The organism is Shewanella sp. 10N.286.45.A1 (assembly GCF_041470405.1).
GTDB lineage: Bacteria > Pseudomonadota > Gammaproteobacteria > Enterobacterales > Shewanellaceae > Shewanella.
Genome location: NZ_JBFRMK010000120.1, coordinates 1 through 5,040, shown reverse-complemented (window position 1 = coordinate 5,040; position 5,040 = coordinate 1). Strand labels below are relative to the sequence as shown.

Annotated in this window: 5 protein-coding genes; 3 read left to right on the top strand and 2 right to left on the bottom strand. The window is 41.4% G+C overall.

All coding sequences use genetic code 11. The annotated features are described in order from the left end of the window. Positions 1 to 46 precede the first annotated feature (46 nt). Both cdd and sbcB read right to left on the bottom strand, forming a co-directional pair. On the bottom strand, positions 47 to 937 hold the full coding sequence (gene cdd / locus AB4238_RS10050) for a cytidine deaminase (protein WP_372033342.1): 891 nt from the start codon (positions 935 to 937) through the stop codon (positions 47 to 49). Positions 938 to 1,034: 97 nt separating this feature from the next. Then, entirely contained in the window at positions 1,035 to 2,447 is a 1,413-nt protein-coding gene (gene sbcB / locus AB4238_RS10045; RefSeq protein WP_372033341.1) for an exodeoxyribonuclease I, read from the bottom strand. A gap of 170 nt (positions 2,448 to 2,617) precedes the next feature. On the opposite strand from sbcB, the gene AB4238_RS10040 reads away from it, so the two are divergent. From AB4238_RS10040 to AB4238_RS10030, 3 genes are all read left to right on the top strand, one after another. Continuing rightward, on the top strand, positions 2,618 to 3,433 hold the full coding sequence (locus tag AB4238_RS10040; RefSeq protein ID WP_372033339.1) for a hypothetical protein: 816 nt from the start codon (positions 2,618 to 2,620) through the stop codon (positions 3,431 to 3,433). Then, positions 3,430 to 4,236, top strand: coding sequence for a 23S rRNA (guanine(745)-N(1))-methyltransferase (rlmA, locus tag AB4238_RS10035; RefSeq protein ID WP_372033338.1), 807 nt, complete (start codon positions 3,430 to 3,432; stop codon positions 4,234 to 4,236). The genes AB4238_RS10040 and rlmA overlap by 4 nt, the downstream gene beginning before the upstream one ends. 304 nt (positions 4,237 to 4,540) lie before the next feature. Further along, entirely contained in the window at positions 4,541 to 4,747 is a 207-nt protein-coding gene (locus tag AB4238_RS10030; RefSeq protein ID WP_012155714.1) for a cold-shock protein, read from the top strand. Positions 4,748 to 5,040 lie beyond the last annotated feature (293 nt).

Below are 5,040 nucleotides of genomic sequence, written 5' to 3'. Positions count from 1 at the left end.
GGACTGCCTAGGCAGTCCATTTTCAGTTGTAAACTTAATTAAATAATTATTCAGGTTCTACAACGATATGTTCGAGTTCAATCGCAGCAACGGCATGTAATGCATCCATAGTCGCACCCACTAAAGAAACAATACCTTTTGAGGATTCGATTAACACAGCGCGGTTTATCTCACTGAAATCACGGTTGTGGCGAGCCATATTGGATAATGCCATCTGCATCGGTAACATTGATGGATTAAACGCTGCATTTTCAGCGTAACGGCCGGAGAAGGTCAGGCCATCTTTAGTCTCTAATACTACTGCCGCATAGTTCTTAGTGTAAGGCGCGTAGCTCAGCCCTGCATGATCGACAGCTTCAATTATCATCGGATCAGAGCTATCAAGAGTCAGCTCATGCTGCTGTTTGGTTAGCAATGGCTCTGTGATATTCAGATCTGTAGGGCCAAAGGCATAGGGCAGGTAATGAGAAAGTGGTTGAGTTTTTTGCTCTGGAAGGTGGATGTTCACCTTTTGGCCTTCAACCAGCTCATTCATAAATTGGCGACAGTGGCCACATGGTGAAAAGTTAACGATGACATCTTCAATCTGACGTTCGCCACTTAACCAAGCATGGCTAATTGCACTTTGCTCAGCATGAACTGAATGAAACAGAGCTTCACCGGCAAGTTCAAGGTTGGCTCCCATGTAGATATCACCACTTTTGCCTTTAGCAATGGCGCCTACATAAAATTCACTGATAGGTACCCTTGCAAGGGCTGCAGCTATTGGTAGCAATGCCAGTAACAAATCTTGCTCGGTTAACTGTGATGCCGTTTTAAGCTCTTCAATTTGCTGTGCATCAAGATGCCCGGCAAAGTCTTTATCTAGCATAGGCACGACAGCCTTCGCTAAAGCTTCTGGTAAATTAGCTATGCTTTTTAGAAAACGGTCTTGCATATGCTACTTCCTTTTATTTAACGCTAATGAAATATCATTCTAGTAAGCTTGTTACATATAGAATGCGACAGAGATCGCACTTTATCACCTGAAAACCCTAAATGCTTCTAAGATAATGACATAAAGCTTGGAGTAATTTTTGTTTTGATTCATTTTGCTCTGTTTCTTCAATGATGTTTTCCAATCTGATCATGTAATCAGGATCATTGAGTCTTGGTTGGCAAAATTCTCGCCAGCGCAATAGCTCAGAGTCATTTAACGTTTCTGGGTAATTACGAGCACGATACCTAAATAGCATCTCAGGTAGGCGTTCATCATCAAAGGTTAATTCTAATGCCGCTAAGTTGATTGGCTTAGTATTGCGGATCATCTCCATCTTTGCTTTATCAGCATGGCTAAAGAAACCACCACTGTAGAGCTGAAGATCGGGATCGGTTATTTCACGATCAGATTGCAGATCAAACACGGCGACCAGCTTTTCCCTAATTTCAGGGTGCTGTCTAAGCTTTTTATATTGTTCTCTGGCAAATGCTTTATCGATATCTAATCGAGCAGCATTGTCATCGGTGAGTGTTTTAGCGCCAGCAAGGAATGGACTCTTATTGATATGGATCTGCTTTAAACCGATAGGTAGTTCATCTTCCGCTAAATCATCACGCCGTGTATACATGCGTTCACGGATCTGCTCCGCAGTTAGCTCTATTAATGGCGTGACGTCCATCGCTAAGTTAACGCAGATAACCGCATTCTTATTGGTGGAGTGATATGCCAGCGGGGCTATTAGCGTAGTACAACCATTTAAGGCACTAATTTTAGAACTGACATGCACTAAAGGCTTCATCTCTAACACATCGATTAACTTAGACACTTCTTGCTTTTTGCGTAAGCTAAAGTAGTAATCGAACAGTTTAGGTTGTACTGATTTTATCAGTTTTGCCATGCCAATCGTGGCATAAACATCTGACATCGCATCATGGGCTTTTTCATGGCTCAGGCCATTAGCAACAGTCAATTGTTCTAACTTAAAACTTGGCGAACCGTCTTCTTTCTGTGGCCAATTGATGCCATCAGGTCTGAAAGCATAACAAGCTCTGACCAAATCGATAATGTCCCAGCGACTATTACCGTTTTGCCACTCTCTTGCATAGGGGTCAAAAAAGTTACGATAAAAGCCATAGCGAGAGACTTCGTCATCAAAGCGAATAGAGTTGTAACCGACCACGCAGGTATTTTCTTGGCTAAACTGCTGATGCACTTTCGCCATAAATTCGGCTTCGGGGGTCCCTTTTTGATTCGCTAATTGCGGAGTGATCCCGGTAATCAAAATAGCTTCTGGCGAAGGGAGATAGTCGTTTGCCAGTTTACAATAAAAAGTCACTGGCTCATCTATGATATTGAGTTCCATATCCGTTCTAACGCCAGCAAATTGCGATGGTCTGTCTTTTGCTGGGTTTGCGCCGAATGTCTCATAATCGTGCCAGAAGAGGGTGTTTTGTTTTTTCGAAGGCATAAAATAGTGGCTATCAACTTCTATTAAGTGGATTCATCATAGCACCGTGTTAGCGTGATTGTCTTAACTTCAGCATTAGAGTGCTTTACTTGGTTGAATTAACGTCAGTTTGATAACTAGCACCGAAAAGTTAAAGCAAGTACAATATGCGTTGGTCTATGAGGTGCTGTATGTTTGAACCGCTGTTAATCCAACCGCAAATTATCGAAATTAGTCATCACTCTAAATTAGTCTTTTCTCTTTCCAAACAATTTGGCGACTTTAGTGCGCTGCAATTGCAGTCGGGTCCGATAGTCGAAGTTGTGGTTGTGGCGGTTTCTGCAGCAAAAGCATCGCTGATGGTTAGAATTCATCCTTACTTGTCATTATCGGTTTGTGAGCTAGATGGTGCGGTTGAAGCGAGAGATTGCCTTACTCGTTCTGTTGGCCAGGGTTGGAGACTGTTTTCAGCTTTAGGGACTTCGCCCAAACTTTGCGCTGCGCAACTTGGAGCAGGGTTAACGGTTGCCGTTAATTTTAGCGATATGTGCCGTTTTAATATTGTTGAGGCAGTGAAGTGGAATCTTGTGGCTTTGGAAGCCGATTTTAGAATTGGACATATTGCTAAAGAGATCTTGTTAGCCAAGCATATCATTGCTCGCTCGGTAGATGTTGAGCATAACGCTGAAAGTCTGTTGGTTGAAATTAGCGAATTGGAAAGTGTTCGATTTGAGCTCACTCGAGCGAGTAAAGAGGGGTATCAACAAGAATTCAGTAAACTTGATGCCGAACTCGTTAGAAAAAGACAATTATTGACCCGTCAATATTCTCAGTTATCGGAACGACCAAGTTTAAGCCAGCCTGCTAATCAATCTATGGAGCAGGAACAGCTAATTAGGCAGCTGGCGTATTATCAATTGCTCGCCCCAATTGAATTGAATGAGATAGTAGAACAACTTATGGCAGACGGAACAAACGGTTCCTTTGCATTGGAGAATGAACAATGATTTACCGTTGCCCTATATGTGAACAAGCATTAACTCTACAAGACAAAACGTGGTTTTGTGCATCGAATCATCGATTCGATAGGGCAAAAGAGGGTTATGTAAACTTATTGCCAGTGCAAAAGAAAAAATCCAACGATCCTGGTGATAATAAAGAGATGATGTTTGCTCGAAGAGAGTTTCTCAATAAAGGTTACTATCAGGCGCTCAGTGATAATGTTAATCAACTGGCTAAAACCTATCTAAATGAAGCTCAGTATGGACTGGATATTGGTTGTGGAGAGGGGTATTACTCAAGTCGTTTAGCAAAAGAGTTGGGTGATGATTTTTCTTTGTTTGGGTTAGATATTAGTAAGTCTGCACTTAAATATGCAGCAAAGCGCTATCCTGATATTGCCTTCAGTGTCGCGAGTTCCTTTGATATGCCGTACGCTGATGATAGCTTCGACTTTATGTTAAGGATCTACGCGCCGTCGTTAGAGACTGAACTTAAACGAGTGATAAAGCCTGGTGGAATACTCATTACCGTGTGTGCAGGCCCAAGACACCATTTCGCTTTAAAAGAGCTGATTTATGAATCACCAAAAGAACATACGCAAGACGCTTCCAGCATTGAAGGCTTTGAGCTCATTGACCAAAAGCGACTGGAAAGTACACTACATTTGTCAGACGAAAATGATATTCGCCATTTTTTACAGATGACACCCTATAACTGGAAGCTAACCGATGAACAAAAACAAACGTTATCGACGACTGGCTTTGAGTGTGAACTTGATTTCAAAATAGAGGTCTTTAGGGCGAAATAGCCGTAGTGGTCATGCATGTGATGGTTTTTTAAAGCCTTTGTTAAGTCGGTTTATTTGGGTTGTATAAATTATTTTATCACTAAATCTACAACCGACAGATATATAAGCAAAAATACTAAAAATAATGTCTAGAATGTGTGTTGACATCTCCTGAGAATGGTTTATAGTGTTTGCAGCTTGAAGGTTAGGGCTTATTTTTATGTGTTCAATACGACAATGTTCGTCCTGTTAACATTAAGTAAACCGGCATTTTCCAGCTTTACCGCCGTTAAGGCTTTAATTTATATTTACAGGATTCAATATTATGTCTCAAGTTACTGGCGTTGTTAAGTGGTTCAACTCTGATAAAGGTTTCGGATTTATCGAGCAAGAGTCTGGCCCAGATGTATTCGTACACTTCCGCGCTATCAACTCTGACGGTTTCAAAACTCTTGACGAAGGTCAAAAAGTTCAGTTTACTGTTACTCAAGGTCAAAAAGGCCCACAAGCTGAGAACGTAACTGTAGTTTAAGTTACCAGCTTGATTAGCATCTAGCTAATCGCAAAAAGATTTCGAAGAGCCGTAGTTTACTACGGCTCTTTTTTCTTTGTGTCTTTTTTATAGCTTGTTACTCTTCAAGTTTGCTCTACGCGGTTTATTTAACAACCTCTGCTAAACACTCTTCCAGCGACGTTTCTAACCTCTTTATTCGTCCTCGTTTCAGTTTCTTCCTTGCCGGGCTTATAACACCTTTAGCCAATAGGGCTACATAGCTGTTAAAACACCACTTATACCAATCAGCATAAGAAGTTGATCTACTCAGA